This window comes from Aeoliella fuhlenseeensis, assembly GCF_052161615.1.
GTDB lineage: Bacteria > Planctomycetota > Planctomycetia > Pirellulales > Lacipirellulaceae > Aeoliella.
This window is the reverse complement of record NZ_CP197417.1, coordinates 782,845-801,992: the sequence shown is the minus strand read 5'-3', so window position 1 is coordinate 801,992 and position 19,148 is coordinate 782,845. Positions and strand designations below refer to the sequence as shown.

The following is a 19,148-nucleotide window of genomic DNA, read 5'->3' as shown; positions in this document are numbered from 1 at the left end:
ACGAATGGGTAGGATTCGGTGGTTGGTTATCTAGTTTCGAGTGACTAACGGATGGCCACAAAAAGGTACAAAAAATCACAAAAAGGAATTGGTGAAGGTGAGGGAAGAACTGCTAGTCGATTCCATCGGTTCGCATTAGGTTCAGTTCTGCCTGACTATTCTTTTTGCGGCCTCTTCGTGCCTATTCGTGGCAATCTATTTAGCGGCGTCGTCTTTTTGGTTGAACCGCAGGCGGGTCTTCGACACGCCCTCGCGTTCGCCACTGCGGCGATGGAAGTACACCAGGATGCCCAGCAAGATCGGCAGGATGGGCGGCAACAAGAGCGCGTAGGCCTTGTACCGGTCCTGCACGCCGCGAACTTCCTTCTCCAGCGCTCTTTGCGTCTGCAACGTCTCGCGGTCGAGTTCCTTTTGCAGGCGCTCGAGCTGACGATCGAGCTTGCGGCGTTCGCTTTCCTGAATGCGGGCGATCGCCTGCGCTTTCTGTTGGTTGTTCAAGTCTTTGCGGGCTTCGATGGCTTCGATTTGCTCGCTGAACTTTCGTTGGGCCTCTTCTTGGGCTTTCTTCAGTTCGGCCTGCGCGTTTGCCAGATCGTCGCGGAAATCCTGACGCGAGTCTTTGGTCGCTTCTTCGATCTTCGTGAGCACGCGGTGCGGGCGGCTTCGCTTGCGGATTTCGACGAACCGCTCGTCGCCCGCCAAATAGTCGAGCACGTTGAGCACGTAGGCGACGTTTTGGAAATCGAGCTCTGCGAGATCGCTAAACTCCTGCTCGCCACGGGCACGAATCTCGAAGAACGCGTCGAACAAGCAGTCGATGTCCGTCATCACCACGGCGCGGATGAAGGTCTTCTCGATTGGCTTACCCGCCTTATCGTCCTTCGCTTCGCCTGCGGCTGCGTCGAGCGACAACCCGCCGGCTAGGTCCTCGGTATTCTCGTAATCGCCTTCAATCAAAGCGCTGATAACGTACGAGTCCTTCGAGGGAGAGGCTTCGAGCGAGATGTTCGACGTGTCGCGCATCGATTCCAAGATTCGCGTCGGCAGCGTCGCGGTGAGTTTGCCCGTCACCGTGAGCGGGATGAACTTCATCTTCGAGCCGTCGACTTGGCGAAGCGAACCCGGGCGGACGAACAACACTTGCTTGAAGCCCGCCGAAATCTCCTGCTCGCTATTGAATGGCTGTGGAGCCTCGTAGGCGGTGAGTCCTTCGTCGATGAACACAAAGTCTTTGGGGAACGGATACTGCGGGTACGGGTTGTACTCCTGCAGGATCACTTGGTCGGGATACATCTCGATACCCAGCAGTTGCCAGAGCTGATTGATGTCGCCCTTGGGTTGTTGCTGACCGCCACCCATCATCGCCATCGGACCGCCACCCGCCGTGCGTGGTTGCGACGTGCCGGGGACCGGCCAGAACGCGGGCATCGGGTCTTCGAACACGGCGATCGGCGTACCACGCTTCACCGCGTCGACCAAATTATTCATCGCGTCGGGAGCCATAGCAGAAGGCTGAACGGCGAGCAGCACGTCGAACTCTTCGGTGATTGGCTGGTTGGGATCGACCTGCACCACGTCGTACTGCTTGCGAAGTTCGACGATCAGTTGCGACTCGGGCGTGCTGGTCATCGCCTGCATGTTGAAGCCGCCAAACAGCTGGGCGTCGGTCGTCACCACGCCGACGCGCTTCCGCTTGTCCTCGGCCACCGTCGTGATTGACCGCACGAGTTCGTATTCGATGGGGATACCCTTGTCGATGAACGGCACCACGACCTTGTCGAGCTTGTGCCGCACGGCGACGCCCATGAAGATGTCCTCGGTGCTCATGACGCCGCGCGAGATGGTGTTGACGCGCTGGGGTGTGATGCCGAAGGCGGTGTCGGCCGTCGAGGCTTCTTCGCTGAAGTTCTCGATCTCGTAGATGTTGGTGCGAATCTTACCGCCGCTCATCGACTCGAGTTCTTGCAGCGTGCCAATCAGGTTCAGCTTGTGGGCCGCGTACTCGCTGGGGACCACGGGGCTGACGTAGGCGTCGACCTGGATGGTGTCGACTTCGTCGTTCTTGCTCAGGTCCTTGAGCAACGTGATGGTCGAACCCGACAGCGAATTGATTCGCTCGCTGGTCACGTCGGCGCGGAGCGAATTGTAGTTGGACAGGAAGACGTTCACGCCGCCGAAGATCAGCAGCAATGCGACCGCGCGGAGCAAGTAGTGAGCCCAGCGGTTGTCGCCATCGTCGCCGGTGCCCCAATGCCGCTTTCCAATGAGCACCATGCAGATGTAAAGCATGACGACGGCGATGCTGACGAAGTACGTGATGCCGGTGAGGCTGATCACGCCACGTTCGAAGTCGGCGAGCTGGGCGTCGGCGCTCCAGCGGGTAATCATCTGGGCGGTTTGCGGGTCTTTGACGATCCAGTCGGCGACGCCAAACACGGCGAGCGGTGCGTTGAACACCATGCCGAGCACGAAGCCAACGGTCAGGTTCTTGGTGAGGAACGAGGCGACCATGCCGATCGCCAGCATTGCGATGCCGAGGAACCAGTAGCCAAGGTAGGTGCAGAGGAACAAACCACCGTCGGGCGAGCCGAGGCCCCAGCTGAACACGAGCCAGATGGAGAACATCGAGAACAACAGGGCGACGGTGAAGATCGCGACGCCCGCTTTGTACTTACCGAGCACCACGTCCATGTCGGTCGCGGGGATGGTAAGCAGCAGCTCGTCGGTTCCTTGCCGGCGTTCTTCGCTCCAAGTGCTCATCGTAATGGCGGGGATGAACACCAGCAGGATGAACGGCATCCATTTGCTGAGTTGGTCGAGGTTCGCCAGGTTGTTGTTAAAAAACTCCGGCGGCCAGAACGCAGCCAGGGCGCTGAGCATGACGAACACGCAGATAAACACGTACCCCGTGGGGTTCGAGAAATAGCTGATGAAGTCGCGCTTGAAGATCGCCTTGATGACGGTGAAATTCATAGTCTAGGGACTGGGGGCTGGGGTCTAGAGTTTGGGATCTGGGGGCTGGGATCTGGAGGGAACAAGTAGCCCCGACCAAGCCTGGTTGGGGAATACTTTGACAAGCTACTCCGAGGCCGCGGCGCCCGTTAATTCGTGGAACTTCTTGTCGAACTCGCTAGGGTTGGTGCCAAGGTCCCCGGGTTTGCCATCGAACACCACGCGGCCTTCGTTGATGAACACCACGCGGTTACACATCGCTTCGACTTCTTGCAGGATGTGCGTCGACAGCAGGATGGTCTTGGTTTCGCCGAGCTTGCGGATGAGCTTGCGGACGTCGCGAATCTGATTGGGGTCGAGACCCGAAGTTGGTTCGTCGAGAATCAGCACCTCGGGCTCGTGCAGCAGCACTTGCGCCATGCCGACGCGCTGGCGATAACCCTTCGACAACTTGCCGATGGGCTTGCCGAGCACTTCGTGCAGGTTGCACAGGTTGATCACCTCGTGCATCCGCTCGTTGATTTCACTGGACGACATGCCGCGGGCTTCGCCGAAGAACCGCAGCAGCGTCCGCGGGGTCATATCGGGATAGAGCGGGCCGTTTTCGGGCAGGTAGCCAAGCACTTTCGAGGCTTCGAGCCGCTCGGTTTGCGTGTCGTAGCCGGCGATGTATGCCTTGCCGGTCGACGGCGCGAGGTAGCCGGTGAGCAACTTCATCGTGGTGCTCTTGCCAGCACCGTTGGGTCCGAGAAAAGCCGCGACTTCGCCTCGCTTGATTTGGAACGAGACATCCTGAGTGGCTGCGAAGTGCCCGTAGTATTTGGACAGCCTCACGGCCTCGATCATGGTGTCGTTTTTCGGTGCCGGGTTCGGCTCGCTCATCGTCATTCGCTCCGCAAGTTCTCGTAAGGTGCTACGAGAAAGGAAGTAAGGGAGATTGCACAGGTGGGGGCAGCGGGCCGTCGGCACCACGCAGGTCGCCTGTTACCCGCTGAGCGAGTGCCCTGCCCGCTGCCGGCCGTCAAAACCGGCGAGGACAAAGCACTAGAGAACGCCCAAGGTAACCCGCGACCGCACGTAATGTCCATACCAGACGGCACTTGTGGCTACGGGAGAGATCGGGCGGGGGTTCGCGGCGGAGGCCAGAAAATGCATGCGTTTGGCCCTTTAGGCGAGCCGGGACCGTCAGGCCGCGGGTGGGTTTGGACTGGATTTCCACGTTGGGATCAGGAAGAACACCACCCCGGGCCTGACGGTCCCGGCTCGCCTGAAGATTAGCTCATAACCCCACGAACTCGGGCTCCGTGTCTCGGCGGAGCAGTATGTGCTTCCGCCAGTTCTTGTCGTCCGACTCTTGATAGTCCGTTCGCAAATGGACGCCGCGGGACTCGGTGCGCAAGAGTGCCGCTTCGATCATCACGCGCGAGACGGTGAGAAGATTTTGCAGCTCCCAGCCGCTGGGGTCGGTTAATTGGCGTGGCAGGGCGTAGCGAATCCAGGTGTCGATCGTGCGGCTGGCTTCTTGCAGCACTTGCTCGTTCCGCCACACCCCGGCGTCGCGCCACATCAGGCTCTTGAGCGAGTTGCGAATGTCGGCGAGGTCGAGTGGTTCGTGACGCGCGCCGGCTTCCGGGTTCTCTAGCGGAATGGCTTGGAAGGTGTCGGGCTCTTCGAGCGCGGCGGCGCTCATCGCGCGGCCGGCGTGGGCACCGTACACCAGGCCTTCGAGCAAACTGTTCGACGCTAGGCGATTCGCGCCGTGCAAGCCACTCGCCGAGGCCTCGCCCGCCGCCCAGAGCCTCGGGAGCGAAGTGCGGCCATCTTGATCGACGCGCACCCCGCCAACCATGTAGTGCGCACCGGGGCGGACCGGAATGGGGTCGCGAGCGATGTCGATGCCGAATTCGCTGCAAGTTTGGGCGATGCCCGGGAAGCGTCCGCGAACGAAGTCGGCGTCGAGATGACTGAGCTTCAGGTAAACACAGGGGTGGTTCGTTTTGGCCATCTGCTCGACGATCGAACGACTCACAATGTCGCGCGGAGCAAGCTCGGCACGCGGGTCGTAGTCGGGCATGAAGCGGTGACCATTGGCATCGACCAGTTCGGCCCCCTCGCCACGCATTGCTTCGGTGATCAGGCTGCGGCTCGAACCGGCGATGTAGAGGACCGTGGGGTGGAACTGCATGAACTCCATGTCCGACAGCACCGCCCCCGCGCGGTAGCTCATCGCGTGTCCATCGCCGGTGGCGACGGGTGGGTTGGTGGTTTCGCGATAGACCTGCCCCGTGCCGCCGGTGCAGAGAATGGTCTGCTTCGCCCACACGAACGTCTTGCCATGCTGGGCATTCCACACCAGCGCGCCGCGACACTCGCCCTCGGTGGTCAAGAGATCGATCGTGAACGTGTTGGGCCAGATCTGTGCTTTGAGTTCCTCGCGAACACGGACGGTCATCGCCCGCATGATCTCGGCACCGGTCGCGTCGCCCATCGCGTGGACGATTCGCTTGTGGCTGTGCCCTCCTTCGCGGCCGAGCATCAACTCGCCACCCACCTCGGTGTCGAACTTGGTTCCCCACGCAATGAGCTGGCGGATGTGATCGGGGGCTTCGCGCACCACCATCTCGACGACATCGGGGTCGCACAAATTCGCCCCGGCGGTCAGCGTGTCGGCGACGTGGTTCGCAAAATTGTCCGCCGTATCAAGCACACCCGCGATACCACCCTGGGCGTAGGTGCTGTTCGATTCGCGCATGTGATCTTTGGTGACCACGAGCAGCGAGAGCCGCGGGTCGATCTCCATCGCCGCCCGCAGACCCGCGATGCCACCGCCGATGATCATCACGTCGACGAAGTGATGCGAAATCCGCTTCGGGTGAAACGGCACCAAATAACGTGGCGGAGAGAATGGCATGCGGGGATTATAGTGGGGCGACGTGGCGAGAGGAATTAGTCGCGGATGGACGCGAATCGAAGCGGATATCCACGGATAAGAGTACGAAATCTACAGCCAGGACCATGGGATTCGTCCATCCTTACAGACGGTCCGCGAGAATCGTCTGTTGATCCGTGGTGATCCGCGACTAATTCTTCTCGTCACCGCGCGAGACCCCTTCGGTGTACGCCTTCAGGCGGTCGCGGTACTTGAGGGGCACTTTGCTTTGGTAGCCTTCGCTCAGGTTGCGGAAGTCGTCCTCGGTCCGCTCCTTGGTGCCACCCTTGATGCCGAGCGATCCCCCCAGACTGCGAAGGCGGGCATCGAGTTCCTGCTTTGCCTCGCTGGCATTGGGTTTTTCGGCGGCGGCGCGGAGGCGGTTCCAACGATCGACGAACTGCCGCAGGTCCTCTTCGCTCCAGCCAAGCTCGTCGAGCATTTTCTGGTCTACTTCGTTCTTGTCGAGTTGATCGGCGAGCTTTTCGAGCACCATGTTGGTTTGCTGACGGGTGTACTCAAGATTCGCTTTGTCACCCTCGGCGAGCTTGCCATCGAACGCCCCCTGAGGTTGTCCCGGCGCGGTGCCGTCGTTGCCGCCAGGTTGACCACCTTGCGACGCGGGGCGGTTCGAGCTTTGCTCGGACTGCTCTTGGTTCTGCTGATTTTGCTGCTGCTCGCTTTTGCCAGGCTGCCCTTGGTTGCCGGGCTCGCCTTGGTTGGCTTGTTCGCCCTCGGCTTCGGTGCCTTCTTGCTGGCCTTGTTGCTGGCCCTGTTGCTGGCCCTGTTGCTGACTTGGCTGCTGGCCTTGCTCGCCCTTCTCTCCTTGCTGCATTCCTTGCTGCTGTTCGCCTTGCTGCTCACTTCCTTGTGGCTGCGCTCCTTGCTGCTCCCCTTGTTGTTGACCCTGGCCTTGGCCTTGGCCCTGGCGCGATTCGGAACCGTTGCCTTTCTCGTCGCCCGACTGACCGGTTTCGCCATCGGCCTTCTGCGAGTCGCCTGCGCGCGTGCCGGTTTCGCCGGGGCCTTGGTCGTCGGATTGACCAGCACCTTCGTCGGCGGCTTCGTTTTGTCCGGCGCTACCTGTGCCCTTGCGTGGAGCTTTCTGACCGCCACCTTCGTCGCCGCCGCCCGCGCGATCGCCACCTTGGCTACTCGCCGAATCGCTCTGGTGCTTTCCATGGGCAGGAGTCGGGGGCTCGTCCCCCTGCCCTTCACCACCTTCGCCCATGTCGGGTTTCTTGTCTCGCTGGCGCATTTTCTCTTGTGCTTCGGGCGTTCCTTCCGCCTTGGTGTCCTGGCCCGCGCCGGGTTCGCCCCCGGCGTTGCGCTCTTCACTGCCGGCGGACTTACTTCCGGCGTCGGGTTGCGACTCGTTGGGCTTGCCACCTTCGCTTTGCGGGGCGTCGGTCTTTGCGTCGGCGCCAGCCCCTTCGGCCTCGCGCTCGGCGGCGGTACCTTCTTGGCCATCGGGCTGTTTCTGCTCGCCCTTCTGACCTTGCTCGCCGGCTTGCTTGTCACCGGCTTCGTTGCTGCCTGCTTTTTCGCCTTGGCCTTGCGAGGGTTTTGGAGCGCCTTCGCTACCCGAGCCTTCGGGGCTCTTCTTCCCTTGCGTCTCGCCTTGCTGACCCCGCTCGCCTTGCTGGGCGTCCTGCTGATCCCCTTGCTCCATTTTGCCGGTGGGATCGGCGGTGCCTTCTTTTTGCTGTCGCGTGGCGTTCTTCTGCTCTTCTTGCGTCATGTGATCGCGAAGTCGTTCGAACGCAGACGTATCGTCGCTGCCATCGTTGGCGACCGGGCGCGAGTTTTGCTCGCCACCTTGATTGCCTTCGCCCGACTGTTGATCGCCACCTTGCTGTGGATCACCTTCTTGCGCGCCCTGATCACCAGAAGCCTCACGGCTTCCGCTCGCCCCGTTTTGACCTTGCTCGCCACCCGCGCCGTCTTGCGATTCGGAATCGGACTGTTGCTCGCCCGCTGCGCCGCCAGCACCTTGCTGCTGGCCTTCGTTCATTCCTTCGCCGCCTTGCTGCTGTTCTCCAGCCGCACCGGCACCCTGCTGGTTGCCCTGGCCTTCGCCGTTTTGGGAGTTCTCGCCTTGCTCGTTGCCTTGGCCTTGCTCGCCTGCCTGCTGACCTTGCTCACTTCCTTCTTGGCCGTTTTCTCCTTGCTGGCCCTGCTGTCCTTGCGCGCCGTTCTCGCCTTGCTCGCCGGCTTGGCCTTGCTGACCTTGTTCGCCGTTCTGTCCTTGCTCGCCATTCTCACCCGCTTGGCCCTGTTCGCCGTTCTCCCCATCTTGGGGTTGGCCCGCACCTTCTCCACGCTCTCCTTGGCCTTGCTTGGGATTGCCGACGACGCGGAATTGCTTGCGGTCGCTTGCCGTGCGATTGGCTTGCGGTGTGCGTATGTCGGTGGCTTCGGCCCAGTACTCGACGATGTCGCCGGGTTGGAGCTTCAGCTCCACCGGCGTGAAGTTCCACTCCTTCTGAAACCGACCTTTGTGCGCACGATCGACCAGCATCTCGTCGTGCACCGCCGTACCATCTTCTTTCGCGAACTTCAGCGTCACCGTCCGCAGCGCGAAGTCGGGATCGAGCGCGTCGACCGAGATCGGAATCGTCTCGTTCATCTGCACGTCCTTCGCACGCTCTTCGGGAGCGAGCACACTCACTTCCGGCGCGTAGTCGGGCACGATCTCCAGGCTGTGCTGCGGCGGCTGGTTGTTCGCCAAGCCCTCGGTGCTTGTGTAGCGCAGCATGTAGCTGGTGGTCTTGATCGCGCGGCGATCGTCGAGCCGCAGGTCGACGTCCACTTGCGCCTTGGAGCCCTCGTGCTTCATCCGCGCGTCGTTGCGACCATCGGACGCCAGATCAAGAAACGCCGCTTCGATGTCGGTGTTCGCCGTGGCCGCAATGGTGACTTTAGTTCCCTCGATCGCCCGAATATCGCCGCGGCCATCGATCGTGACGTCGGCGTAGCCCGTGTAGTCGGGGAAATCGAAGTGCACCTTCTCGACGCGGATCGATGGCGCGGTGAGGACGTGAATGTTGTAATCAATCGTCCGCCCGTCCCCCGCCGTGATGCGGTAGCGAAGGTCTTGATCGATGCCCGATAGTCCCGAGAGATCTCCGGGCGGAGGAAGCGTGACGGCGAACTTACCGGCGCTATTGGCGGGCTGCATGGCCACGCGTTGGTCGACGCGGTGCCCGTCGGCCGTGTCGTAAGAAACTTCGACGAGCTCGCCTTCGCTCAGCCCAGTGACCTGTGCGGTGATCTCGACTTTATCCCCTTCGACAATCTCGACGTCACCCGGCTTGATGTCGTCGATCCGTACTCGGCTTGGCGCGGCGATGTTCGCCCAGGGCATCAACACCCGCGCGGCCGTGGTGAACGAACTCTTCGGCGACAGCATCGCGTAGAGCGTCGCAAACACCACGACGGCCAGCAGCACGTAGCCCAGCTTCACCAGCGCCGAGCGATCGATCGAGTCCTCAATAGAAGTTTGCGACAATCGCTGCGCCGCTTGTTGCTCGAGCGCTTCGTACACCGCGGCGGGCATCTCTTTTTTGTGCGAACGAAACAGCAGGAAGTTCAGCAGGCTGTTCTTCAGCGCCGGGTGCTCGCGCTCGATCGCCGCCGCGGCGTACGCCGGGTTGATACTGCTGGTGATGAGCGGCCAGACGTAACGCACCACGTAGTAACCCAGCGAGCCCGCCATGACAACGAATAGCGCGAACCGGCCGATCGTGCCGAGGCCGCCCGGAAAGATCCAGTGCTCGATGACCGCCGCGGTGAGTAGGAACCCGACAACGCCAATCACCAACACCAATACCGCTTGCGCCAGGTCGATCAGCTTGACCGCCTTGCGGGTTCGCTCGACTTGCAGGTTGATGTACTTGTCGTACTCGACGTACTCGACACCGGGCTTCTTGCGGGGTGGCGCGGGGGGCTGCTGGAGGGTCGACATATTGGGACGCCGTATAGGAACCCAAGACTTCCGTCGTGGGCCGGGGCTGTGCGGATAATATTGGACGCACCAGCGGGGTCTCTCGTTCCGCGGGGGTCTGGCTTATTATACGATTCTTCGCCCAGTCGGCTTCCAATTCCACCCGCCGGGCGTTTTATGACCTATTTTTCGCCCCACCGGCTGCCAGAGCGTGTTCGAACCTAGCGATTTTTACGATCTGGTAAGTGGTCGCCGGCGGGGAATCGTGGCCACGGGGCTGCGAACCGTGCTGCGGGGGGCCGAGGTCGCCTACACGGCCGGCGTCGGTTTTCGCAACCGCCGGTACGACTCGGGGAAGACCGAGATCCACCAAGTCAGCGTCCCCGTGGTCAGCGTTGGCAACCTGACACTTGGTGGCACGGGCAAGACACCGATGGTCAAGTGGCTCGCCAGACACCTGCGAGCCCGGGAACTGCGCGTGGCGATTTTGAGCCGGGGCTACGGAGCGACCGATGGCGGGCGGAACGACGAGGCACTCGAACTCGAACAGTCGCTTCCCGATGTGCCGCACCTCCAATCGCCCGACCGCGTGGCGATCGCCGAGGCGGCCGTCGAGGAACTCGCCAGCCAAGTGCTGCTCGTAGACGATGGCTTTCAACACCGCCGGCTTGGTCGCGACCTCGACATCGTGCTCCTCGACGCGACGCAGCCATTTGGGTACGACCATGTTTTCCCACGAGGGACTTTAAGAGAGCCCGCGCGGAATTTAAAGCGGGCGAACATCGTCTGCCTGAGCCGCGCGAACTTGGTTACTCCCGACGAGCGCGAAGCAATCCGCGAGCGAGCCCTCCACTACGCATCGAGCGCCGTGTGGTGCGAGGTGTCGCACGCTCCCGCGGCTCTGCTGAACTCGTCGGGCATCGAAGGCTCGATGGACAAGCTCCGCGGCGCCCGCGTGTTTGGCTTCTGCGGCATCGGCAACCCCCAGGCGTTTCGCAAGACGCTCGAGAACGCCGGTGCCGAGCTGGTCGGCTGGCGCGAGTTCCCCGACCACCACGACTACCAAGCCGAAGATGTGGCTGCCGTGTCCGCCGCCGCCAACGACTCTGGCGCCGAAATGGCCGTCTGCACGCAGAAGGACCTGGTGAAACTCCGCGTGCCGATGCTGCGGACGCTTCCGCTGTGGGCCGTCGTGGTCGAGATCGAATTCCTGGCGGGAGAAGAAGCGATGCGCGCGGCGCTCGACGCATTAGAGGTTGTCGAAGATGAGGACGTATAAAACACCCAGCGAGCGGGGCCCTAACGGGCCCCGCTCGCTGGGTTAGTAGTTAGGGTATTGAGCATCGTTAGAAAGGAATCTCACGGATGAATTTGCTCTCGATGGTTGTGCTCTACCTGCTCGGCAACATCGCGATTGGCGTGTATGCCTCGCGGCGGGTGAAGAGTTCGGCCGACTTTGCCGTGGCGGGGCGGTCGCTGCCTCTAGGCGTGGTCATTGCGACGACGTTCGCCACGTGGTTTGCTTCGGAAACCGTGCTCGGTATTCCCGCGAAGTTCGCCGAGGGGGGACTGCGCGAGACGATCGAGGACCCGTGGGGCGCGGGGATGTGCTTGGTGCTGGTGGGCATGTTTTTCGCGCGGAAGCTCTACCGTATGCAGCTACTCACCATCGGCGACTACTATCGCGATCGGTACGGACCGGTGGTGGAAATCTTTTGCTCGGCGGTCAGCGTGGTGTCGTACCTGGGCTGGGTCGCGGGGCAAATCACGGCGCTCGGGCTGGTGTTCTACCTGCTCTCGGACAAAGCCGTCGCGCCGCTCACCGGTTCGATGATTGGCATGGGCGTGGTGCTCGTTTACACGCTGCTCGGTGGCATGTGGTCCGTCGCGCTCACCGACGCCGTGCAGATGACCATCATCGTCATTGGTCTCGCCGTGATCGCGGTGCTCGCCGGCAACATGGCAGGTGGCCCCGGCGTGGTGATCGACCACGCGATGGCCAACGATCTGCATCACTTCCTTCCGCATCCCGATACGCAGAGCATCCTGTTTTACATCGCCGGCGGGCTGACCATTATGCTCGGTTCCATTCCGCAGCAGGACGTGTTCCAGCGTGTCATGTCGGCGAAGAACGAGAACATCGCCTGCGTCGGTCCGATCATCGGCGGCATCAGCTACATGGTGTTTGCGCTAGTGCCGATGTTCCTGGTCGTATCTGCCTTCCTCATCATGCCCGAGGAAGCGGACGCACTGCTGGCGGAAGACGATGGCGAAACGATCGTGCCGCAACTGATCATGAACCACATGCCCTACTTCACGCAGGTGCTGTTCTTTGGCGCGCTGCTGTCGGCCATCATGTCGACCGGCTCGGCAACGATTCTCGCACCATCGACCATCTTCGTCGAGAACGTGCTGAAGCACTTGATGCCGCGAATGACCGACGGACGCGAGCTGCTGCTCATGCGAGTGACGTCCGTGGTGTTCGCCGCGGGGACGCTGGTGTACGCGATTCGCATGGAAGGAACCTCCATCTTCGACATGGTGTCGAGCAGTTACCAAGTGCCGGTGGTGGGAGCGTTTGTGCCGCTGGTCGCCGGGCTCTACTGGAAACGCGCGAACAACACCGGCGCGATCACCAGCATCGTGCTCGGCGTCGGCACCTGGTTGTTGTTCATGAACACGCCGATGGGCGAGGTGTTCCCTCAACTGCTCGCCGGCCTGATCATGGCCGCGGTGGGGATGGTCGTGGGGAGTTTGGTGGTCGCGCGAACGAGCTCCTCGCGATAGCGACTCCGTTCGCGTGAGCCGGGCCGTCCCCGGCCCCGGACTTTTATAACCCTCGATAGACAACGCTCTCTCCACGTCGAACTTTCCGGGGGCGGGGACGCCCCGGCTCGCACGCGTTCGTTGCCGTTGCGCGCTGATTCTTATGCGACCAAGTTGAGGCTTCGCCGCGCACTCGTCACGCTCTCATCAGTGCCCATTCGCACGAAATTCGCTTGGCATCGTCTTTGCACGCTCACTTCCTTCAACCACGAGCATGCAAGAACCACTTCAATTCGAGCCATTTATGGATAACACAAAAGCCATCAAACCAACCGTTCTGGTCACCGGTAGCTCCGGTCTCATCGGCCAGCGCATCTGCAAGCGACTCGCAAAGAACTACCGCGTCGTCGGGCTGGATGTGAAGTCTCCCGAGAACGAGCTCGATGGCGTTGCTTTCATCGAGTGCGATTTCACCGAAGGTCCGTCGGTCGAAGACGCCATCGCGCAAGTGCGGCAAGACCATGGCGATCACTTGGCGAGCGTCGTCCACCTCGCGGCCTACTACGATTTCGCGGGCGAGCCGAGTCCGCTGTACGACGAGCTGACGGTGGAGGGTACGCGGCGGTTGCTCGAACAGCTTCACACACTCACGCGTGTGGAGCAGTTTATTTTCTCTAGCAGCCTGTTGGTGATGAAGCCGTGCGACGTGGGGGAGAAGCTCACGGAAATCTGCCCGATGGAGGGCGTGTGGGATTATCCCGCATCGAAGATCAAAGCCGAGAAAGCGATTCGCAGCACGCGGGGCAACATTCCGGCGGTCATATTGCGCATCGCCGGCGTGTACGACGAACACGGGCACTCGATTCCCATCACGCAAAACATTCGCCGCATCGCCGAGAAGGAATTCGAGAGCTACTTTTTCCCTGGCAACGCCGATCGCGGACAGGCCTTCGTTCATCTCGACGACGTGGTGTCGGCGTTTGAAAAGACCATCGAGCGGCGGCACGACCTCGACACGCTCGAGGTGTTCCTGATCGCAGAGGACGAGTGCCTGAGCTACGACCAGTTGCAGGACATCATCGGCGAGCACCTGCATGGCGTTGACGATTGGCCGACCATTCGCATTCCGAAGCTTGTCGCCAAAGCCGGTGCGTGGGCCAAGGACAAACTGGCGTCGAGTGAAGAGGAGCGGCCCTTCATCAAACCGTGGATGGTCGACCTCGCTGACGCCCACTACCCGGTCGACTCGTCGCTCGCCGCGAAGCGATTGGGTTGGCACGCCGAGCATAAATTGTCCCGCACACTGCCGGTGATGCTCGCCAACTTGCAGGCCGATCCGGCGCGATGGTACCGCGAGAACAAGCTGCCACTGCCGGACGAAAAGAAGCTCGAAGCGATCCAATTGTAGGGGCCAATCATGTCCACTCCGCGAACGCCCTCCACCGATCCGATGCAGGCCGCCCCCGCGCCGTTCTCCTACAACCCCTCGGCGTGGTCGCAGCGCATCCCCATCTGCATTCTCGCCGCGGTAGCCACTGCGATCGCGGCCTACATGGCACTCTATCAGTGGCGACTAATCGATAGCGTGTGGGACCCGATGTTCGGCGACAGCACGCAGAAAGTGCTCGACTCGAAAGTCGCCCAAACGATGGACCACTGGATTGGCATCCCCGACGCCGCGCTCGGTGCGTTTGCGTACCTCGGCGACGCCATACTCGGCCTCGCCGGTTCCACGCGGCGGTGGCAGTACCGTCCTTGGATGGTCATCTTATTCGGCGTTGATGTGATTCCGCTTGGCGTGGTGAGCGCGGTGCTCGTCATCTTGCAAGGGACCGTGGTGGGTTACTGGTGTTTTCTCTGCTTGGTGACCGCCATCATTTCGCTGATCCTCGCCTACTGGGCGTACGACGAGGTGTGGGCGTCGGTCGTTTACTTGTGGAAGGTCTGGAAAGAAACGCATAGCGGTCGGGAAGTGTGGCTCGCGTTTGCTGGCTACCGAACCGAGGCAGGCGAGCGCGTCGGCAACCAGATGACAGGCCAAATGCTAAGCGAGGTGACGTGATGTGGGCACGCGTGGTTGAGTGCATGCTGGGACTGTGGCTACTCTTGAGCCCCTTCATCTTCCGCCATCCGGACGACGCCACCACGTGGTGGGCCAGCGACATTGCGACAGGCACACTGGTGATTGTCCTCGCGCTCGCCTCCTACTGGCGACCCACGGAGTGGGCGCACTGGTGGATCATTGCGGTGGCGCTCTGGCTGATTGGCTTCGGACGATTCAGCGCCACACCACCCTTGGATCCAGCGCTTCAGAATTACATCTTTGTTGGCTTGCTGCTGGGCATGCTGGCAATCATTCCCAACGAAGCCTCGAAGCCACCAAGAGCCTGGCGAACGACTCCAACACACAACGTGTGAGCCGGACCGTCCCCGGCCCCGGACTTGTTGTACGTTACATTTGCGACATTTCCGGGGTCGGGGACGACCCGGCTCGCCTAAAGTCAATACACCTCGGTGACCGGCGGCGGTTGCGTTTGTCCCTGCAATCGGTCTCGCAAGATTCGCAACAGCGAGTAGAAAAACGCCGCGACGACTGGTCCCAAGAAGATGCCCCACAAGCCCACGACTTGCAGCGCGCCGAGCGCGCTGATGAGGGCGAGCAGCGGGTGCATCTTCGCCGACCCGTGCAGTACCAATGCGCGGATCAAGTTGTCGGAGGTCGAGACGATGGTCATGCCGTAGATCGCGAGCAGGATGCCTGCCGTGACGTTGCCCTCCCACATCAGTCCAACCGCCACGGGCAGGTAAACGCCGGCGGCACCGACGAACGGGATCATCGATAACAGGAACGTCAGGCCCATCAGCATCCAGAGTCGATCGACGCCAGCAATGGCCATGCCGATGCCGAGTAGTCCTGCTTGGACGAACGCGCACACAAACATGCCGACCACGACGCCGCGCGAGATGACAGCGAAGCGTTCGAACAACACCCACTCGTCCTCGGCGGCAAAGGGCGAGATCGATCGCACCGATCGCAGAATCGTCGATCCCTCGGCGAGGAAGTAGTAGACCGCAATCGCCGTGATCGCGAGGCCCACGACAACTCGAAACGCGTTCGAAATGAACTCGCCAGTCCGTTCGACAATGTTCGAGATGCTCGACTGCACCCCCGAACTAATCCATTCGCGGACCTGCGCCCATTCTACGCCGGGCAGGTAGTCGCGGGCCAGTGTCGTAGCGCGATCGAGCAGCTGGGCCGCTGCGTCGCCATCCCGCGCGAACGACTCACCCGTCACCATCATCTCTCGCGCCGCGAGCGCGAGCACACCCGACAGCGCCGCGAGCCCTACACCAAGTAGCAGCACCGTGATCACCGCGGCAGCGCGAGGGCGACCGCCGAGCCACTGCGCGATTCGCACATGGACGGGTCGAAACAGCACGGCGAGCACCACCGCGAAAAACAGCGGCGCGAAAAACGGCTCGACGATGCGATAGAACAGAAACCCAATGAACGCCGACGCGATCACCAGCGCCCAAAGCGATATCCGCGCCTCGCGGCGGCGGTTGGCGGAGGTGACATCGACCACGGGGGTCGGTTCGGGTTCGGAGGGAGTCGACATCGGTTATCTGGCCCGGCGTTTGCACATCTTGTACATCCATAGGGCACACCGCGCCCTGAAGCGACCACTATAGCATCTAGCCGTGCGAAGCACCTATTGCCCCGCACCCCGCCAGGAGACGCAACCATGTCTTATAAGACCGTTCACGACGTGCTCACCTGCTTGCAAAAGCACTACGCCATGATCGCCGCGGCACTCGACGAGGCCGAATTCTTTGCCAGCTCCGCCGATGAAGAAGCCGCGGTGAATGCTCTTAGAAACGACGAACGACGGGTGGCCGAGGCGATGGGCGATTCGGCCCATAACGGCGGGGAAGGTGGCAATCAGACATGGCTGCAGTACGTCCCCAACGAGCGAGTCAAGGAGTCGGCGGAAGAGCTACTCGAACTCTGTGAGAACGGTGGCACGATCGAACAGCTCGAACAAACGAAGTTGGAGTTCGACGAAGCCGTGCAGGATTTTGTAAAGACCATCGCCGAGCAAGTGAATGCACCCTCGGTAAGGGAGCGTTTAGACTCACTCGCCGAGTACTTTGCCAGTAGGGCCCGGCAAGAGAGCTGGAGCCAGCGGCGCGAGTAACGCGCCGCCGGCTCGGCTTCAGGATGCGATGATGACTGCGGCGTGTTGCTGTAGTTTATCGGGCTCGGAGAGCCCTCCTACAGTATCCCCTCAGGTGCCGGCTTGTCCGCGGCCAAACAAAGTTTGGGCGAGCAAGGTGAGTTGCAACTCGACCGCTTTCTGAGCGCGTTCGCGACGCTGACTGGAAGTCCAGTTCTCGCGAATCTTCTCGATGCGGCGATTCAACTTCTTCGGGGTGGTTTGTTCTTTGAGTTTCATCTGCTCACTCTTCCTTTCGTCAACAAATGGAAGCCGCACGGGGGGAGGGCTCCAAGTTATTACGTTGGCGGAGGCAGCAAAGTTTGCCAGTTGGTTTTTGCTAGCTGCTTCCGCCGATTGGGTCATTGGTTGCCTTGACAGGCAAGGCATGGCGGACGTGAAAAGCAAACTGCGCGCCAAACGTTCTCGATTCAATATTCGCACAAATCGACGCGTTCTATTGCTCCCACCTTGGTTGAGTGGCTTCCAGTGGGGCGGCTGGTAGGCCAAAATGACGCACCTAGCGAGTCCGCGAACGTCATTTTGGCAGCCCCGCGGACCCCGTTTTCGACAAACTCGCGCACTACCGAACGGATGGATCGAAAGAGATGGCTGAGCAATCGCAAACCAAGGTGCCACTCAAAGAAATCAAAATTCGGCACTGGAAGCCTTCGGACGTGCCGGCGGTGGTCGAGTGTCAAAACGCGGCTTACCCGCATCTCGACAAGGAGAGCCTGAACGACGAACGTAAAATGGCGATGCAGCTCGCCGCGTTTCCCGAGGGCCAGTTTCTCGCCGAGCACAACGGCCGTGTCGTCGGTTACACGCAGGCCCTGATCGTTCATCTCGACGAAGACTCCCCTTGGTATTCGTACAACGAGATCACCGGTTGCGGAACGTTCAGCACGCACGACCCCAGTGGCGATACACTGTACGGCTCGGACATCGCGGTGCATCCCGACTACCGTGGCATGGGGGTGGCGGGCAAGCTTTACACGCGTCGCAAATCGTTGCTCAAGCGGCTGAACCTTCGCCGCATGGTGGCCGGCGGACGCATCCCGGGTTACGCCGACTACGCCAAGAAGATGTCGGCAAAGCAGTACGTCGAGCTCGTCAAGCAAGGGAAGATTCACGACCTGGCGCTCTCGGCCCACCTGAAGGCGGGCTACGAAGTCAAAGGAGTCGAGTTCGCCTACCTGAGCGACGCCGAGAGTTTGAACTACGCCACGTACCTCGAGATGCAGAATCCGCAGTACGACCTGGCGAAGCGACAAATCTCCGCGTCCCCCATTCGCAAGACGGCACGCAAGATTCGTGTGTGCGCCGCGCAGTACGAGATGCGGCCCGTCGATAGCTGGGAGCAAGTCGAGCGGCAAGTGAACTTCTTCGCCGAAACGGCCAACGAGTACCACTGCCACTTCTTGCTGCTCCCCGAGTTGTTCACGGCGCAGCTCTTCAGCATGCTGCCACCGGACATGGACTCGCGTCACGCCGTGAAGGAAGTCGCGCGGTACCATCATCGCTACGTGAAGATGTTTCAAAAGTGCGCCGAAGAACATGGCCTGTACATCATCGGTGGATCGACCCCGGTCGAGCATGGCGACGAGCTTCGTAACACGGCCCACCTTTTCACGCCCACCGGCAATGTCTACACGCAAGACAAGATGCACATTACGTCCGTCGAGCGTCACTACTACGACTGCCAGCCGGGCGACAAGCTCAAGGTGTTCGACACGCCGCTGGGACGCATTGGCATTGTGGTTTGTTACGACGTGGAGTTCCCCGAGCTGGTGCGACTGCTCACCATGCAGGGCATCGACGTGCTGTTCGTCCCCTTCGCCACCGACGAACGCAAGAGCTATCACCGCGTGCGTCACTGTGCGGCAGCGCGGTGCATCGAGAACGTGATCTACGTCGTACTCGCGGGCTGCGTGGGCAATTTGCCTCAGGTGAAGAGCTTTCTGGTGAACTACGCCCAAGCCGCGGTGCTGACGCCGTGCGATGTTGGTTTCCCCAAAGATGGCATCCTCGCCGAAGCCGATCCCAACTGCGAAACCGTGGTCATTGCCGAACTCGACCTCAACGACCTCGCCACCCAGCGCGTGCTCGGCAGCGTCAAACCGCTGCAAGATCGCCGCAACGACATCTATCAGGTGTTGCCGAAGATCCCGGTCGAAGTGGTTTATACGCAGTAGGGCGACCTTCTTGGCCGTAGCCGGGCCCCATAGTACACCCCTACTCCGTATGGTTAAGACATCTCTCGGGTGTTCCCATTGCGGGGTGGAGAGCCTGCTACCCCATCGCGCGAACTCCGTCGCCAAGCATGCACCCCGGCTTC

At 61.2% G+C, this 19,148-nt stretch carries 13 protein-coding genes; 7 read left to right on the top strand and 6 right to left on the bottom strand.

Annotated elements, in window-relative coordinates:
- Positions 1–195: 195 nt before the first annotated feature.
- The 4 genes from SH292x_RS03165 to SH292x_RS03150 form a co-directional block, all read right to left on the bottom strand.
- Positions 196–2,973, bottom strand: coding sequence for a Gldg family protein (locus SH292x_RS03165; RefSeq protein WP_442484132.1), 2,778 nt, complete (start codon positions 2,971–2,973; stop codon positions 196–198).
- A 105-nt stretch (positions 2,974–3,078) separates the two neighbouring features.
- Positions 3,079–3,834 carry an ABC transporter ATP-binding protein gene (locus SH292x_RS03160; protein WP_442484131.1) on the bottom strand — a complete coding sequence of 252 codons (756 nt, stop codon included), beginning with the start codon at positions 3,832–3,834 and terminating at the stop codon, positions 3,079–3,081.
- 397 nt (positions 3,835–4,231) lie between these two features.
- Positions 4,232–5,863, bottom strand: coding sequence for an L-aspartate oxidase (nadB, locus tag SH292x_RS03155; protein WP_442484130.1), 1,632 nt, complete (start codon positions 5,861–5,863; stop codon positions 4,232–4,234).
- A 169-nt stretch (positions 5,864–6,032) separates the two neighbouring features.
- On the bottom strand, positions 6,033–9,848 hold the full coding sequence (locus SH292x_RS03150; protein ID WP_442484129.1) for a hypothetical protein: 3,816 nt from the start codon (positions 9,846–9,848) through the stop codon (positions 6,033–6,035).
- Between the two features lie 190 nt (positions 9,849–10,038).
- Between SH292x_RS03150 and lpxK the strand changes: the two genes are divergently transcribed.
- The 5 genes from lpxK to SH292x_RS03125 all read left to right on the top strand — a co-directional run bounded on the left by lpxK (position 10,039) and on the right by SH292x_RS03125 (position 15,011).
- Positions 10,039–11,106 carry a tetraacyldisaccharide 4'-kinase gene (gene lpxK, locus SH292x_RS03145; RefSeq protein WP_442484128.1) on the top strand — a complete coding sequence of 356 codons (1,068 nt, stop codon included), beginning with the start codon at positions 10,039–10,041 and terminating at the stop codon, positions 11,104–11,106.
- Positions 11,107–11,192: 86 nt separating this feature from the next.
- Positions 11,193–12,614: a sodium:solute symporter family protein gene (locus SH292x_RS03140; protein ID WP_442484127.1), complete on the top strand. Its 1,422-nt coding sequence runs from the start codon at positions 11,193–11,195 to the stop codon at positions 12,612–12,614.
- 283 nt (positions 12,615–12,897) lie between these two features.
- Positions 12,898–14,001, top strand: coding sequence for an NAD-dependent epimerase/dehydratase family protein (locus SH292x_RS03135; protein WP_442484126.1), 1,104 nt, complete (start codon positions 12,898–12,900; stop codon positions 13,999–14,001).
- 9 nt (positions 14,002–14,010) lie between these two features.
- Positions 14,011–14,655, top strand: coding sequence for a vitamin K epoxide reductase family protein (locus tag SH292x_RS03130; RefSeq protein ID WP_442484125.1), 645 nt, complete (start codon positions 14,011–14,013; stop codon positions 14,653–14,655).
- Positions 14,655–15,011: an SPW repeat domain-containing protein gene (locus SH292x_RS03125; RefSeq protein ID WP_442485841.1), complete on the top strand. Its 357-nt coding sequence runs from the start codon at positions 14,655–14,657 to the stop codon at positions 15,009–15,011. The genes SH292x_RS03130 and SH292x_RS03125 overlap by 1 nt, the downstream gene beginning before the upstream one ends.
- A gap of 83 nt (positions 15,012–15,094) precedes the next feature.
- Here the strand turns inward: SH292x_RS03125 and SH292x_RS03120 are convergent, their stop codons facing one another.
- Entirely contained in the window at positions 15,095–16,213 is a 1,119-nt protein-coding gene (locus SH292x_RS03120; RefSeq protein WP_442484124.1) for an AI-2E family transporter, read from the bottom strand.
- A 126-nt stretch (positions 16,214–16,339) separates the two neighbouring features.
- Between SH292x_RS03120 and SH292x_RS03115 the strand changes: the two genes are divergently transcribed.
- Positions 16,340–16,792: a hypothetical protein gene (locus SH292x_RS03115; protein WP_442484123.1), complete on the top strand. Its 453-nt coding sequence runs from the start codon at positions 16,340–16,342 to the stop codon at positions 16,790–16,792.
- Between the two features lie 90 nt (positions 16,793–16,882).
- Here the strand turns inward: SH292x_RS03115 and SH292x_RS03110 are convergent, their stop codons facing one another.
- Positions 16,883–17,050, bottom strand: coding sequence for a hypothetical protein (locus SH292x_RS03110; protein ID WP_442484122.1), 168 nt, complete (start codon positions 17,048–17,050; stop codon positions 16,883–16,885).
- Between the two features lie 368 nt (positions 17,051–17,418).
- Between SH292x_RS03110 and SH292x_RS03105 the strand changes: the two genes are divergently transcribed.
- On the top strand, positions 17,419–19,005 hold the full coding sequence (locus SH292x_RS03105) for a GNAT family N-acetyltransferase (RefSeq protein WP_442484121.1): 1,587 nt from the start codon (positions 17,419–17,421) through the stop codon (positions 19,003–19,005).
- Positions 19,006–19,148: the final 143 nt, after the last annotated feature.

Bases quoted from the DNA above. Each gene is read 5' to 3' on its own strand.
- SH292x_RS03110 (WP_442484122.1), bottom strand. From the start codon at position 17,050: ATGAAACTCAAAGAACAAACCACCCCGAAGAAGTTGAATCGCCGCATC.
- SH292x_RS03135 (WP_442484126.1), top strand. From the start codon at position 12,898: ATGGATAACACAAAAGCCATCAAACCAACCGTTCTGGTCACCGGTAGC.
- SH292x_RS03150 (WP_442484129.1), bottom strand. From the start codon at position 9,848: ATGTCGACCCTCCAGCAGCCCCCCGCGCCACCCCGCAAGAAGCCCGGT.
- SH292x_RS03125 (WP_442485841.1), top strand. From the start codon at position 14,655: ATGTGGGCACGCGTGGTTGAGTGCATGCTGGGACTGTGGCTACTCTTG.
- nadB (WP_442484130.1), bottom strand. From the start codon at position 5,863: ATGCCATTCTCTCCGCCACGTTATTTGGTGCCGTTTCACCCGAAGCGG.
- SH292x_RS03160 (WP_442484131.1), bottom strand. From the start codon at position 3,834: ATGAGCGAGCCGAACCCGGCACCGAAAAACGACACCATGATCGAGGCC.
- SH292x_RS03105 (WP_442484121.1), top strand. From the start codon at position 17,419: ATGGCTGAGCAATCGCAAACCAAGGTGCCACTCAAAGAAATCAAAATT.
- SH292x_RS03165 (WP_442484132.1), bottom strand. From the start codon at position 2,973: ATGAATTTCACCGTCATCAAGGCGATCTTCAAGCGCGACTTCATCAGC.
- SH292x_RS03115 (WP_442484123.1), top strand. From the start codon at position 16,340: ATGTCTTATAAGACCGTTCACGACGTGCTCACCTGCTTGCAAAAGCAC.
- SH292x_RS03120 (WP_442484124.1), bottom strand. From the start codon at position 16,213: ATGTCGACTCCCTCCGAACCCGAACCGACCCCCGTGGTCGATGTCACC.
- SH292x_RS03140 (WP_442484127.1), top strand. From the start codon at position 11,193: ATGAATTTGCTCTCGATGGTTGTGCTCTACCTGCTCGGCAACATCGCG.
- SH292x_RS03130 (WP_442484125.1), top strand. From the start codon at position 14,011: ATGTCCACTCCGCGAACGCCCTCCACCGATCCGATGCAGGCCGCCCCC.